This is a genomic window from Blautia sp. Sow4_E7, assembly GCF_052116245.1.
GTDB lineage: Bacteria > Bacillota > Clostridia > Lachnospirales > Lachnospiraceae > Blautia_A.
The window spans coordinates 1-1,261 of sequence record NZ_JBQKLL010000119.1; the positions used below are offsets into that span (position 1 = coordinate 1).

A 1,261-nucleotide genomic window follows, 5' to 3' on the forward strand; every position below is an offset into this window, starting at 1 on the left:
AATGCGTTGTTTTCGCATATTTGCTGATAACGCCAATCGTCTAAACCAATTAAATATGTTATAAGCAAGCGCGTGTACCTGAAGTCTGTTTGCATTTACGATTCTGGTATGACTGCTTACGGAAGCAAAATCAAAACCGGATTTGCTTTCTTTGATAAAGTTTTCCATCAGACCTCGCTTGCAGTAAAATTTGATAAGATACTCTGGTGCGGAATCCATGTTTGTGACAACAAATGTATACATGTAAACAATCTGGTTTTCCGGCTTTTCAACTTTGCATACCACACGTCTTTCATAAGGCCATGACTTTGCTTTGTACATGAACTCACCATAAACTACCGCATAATCCACTTTGTTATTTCTGGTGATTTCATTAAGTTCATCCACAAGACAGGATGCTTTTTCACGGAGAAGGCCATTCTCCTTCAGCCGGATCACATAGCTTGTGCCGTTTTCTTCGCACTGCTTATAAAGATCAGGAGTAGCAAAACCACTATCACCACGAAGCAGAATACGGATTGCAGGATAATCATTCTGGTATTCATCCAGTATCGGCTGCAGGAAGTCAACCACTCCGGTACAGGAATACTGTGTTCCATCACGAAGCTGTACTTTTATCAGATCTCCAGTCATTCCGTCATAACAGACAAGCGGATGATAACCATTGCTTTGATAATGAAAGTTAAAGGCTCTGCCTTCCTGTCTGCCGTATGCATCAAGGAGGGTGGAATCCAGATCCAGGATAACAGCCGGTGGCATCTGAATGCTGTAAATTTTCTTCCGAAGCACTCGGCCAATCACAAGGAACTGGTTTAAGGTATCTTCATCCATACGGCTAAAGAATCTCGATACCGTAGGCTGTGATGCGAGGGCGTTTTTTTCAAGTACAGACTTGAATACTGGATCATTGGTAAGTTCATCGGAAGCATCATCTTCGAAATAACCGGCAATGATCATATATATCATCTGGAGCAGATTTTCCTGATCCGTGTGATATCTGAATAATGCAGGATCATTGGTCTTGAAAGTTTTGTCTAAAAGCTTATCAATACCAAGCTTGCTTATGAATTCTTTGATAAGAAGCAGACCTGCATCGGAGGAGAGATCTCCTCCATCAAAATTTATTTTAATCTGTCTATTGCTTTTTAAGGCTAAGGTGTTTACAATACTCATAAAGGGCTCCTTTGTTTGGGATTGTTAAGACTTTGAACACCTTAATTTTACCACAAATGGATGCTCTTTTTTCATTCACTTGATAGGT

1 protein-coding gene is annotated in these 1,261 nt (G+C 40.4%); it reads right to left on the reverse strand.

The genetic code is table 11. From position 1 onward, the window contains the following. A partial coding sequence (locus ACTQ50_RS19630; RefSeq protein WP_441485559.1) for an IS1380 family transposase occupies positions 1 to 1,173 on the reverse strand: 1,173 nt, incomplete at its 3' end. Positions 1,174 to 1,261: the final 88 nt, after the last annotated feature.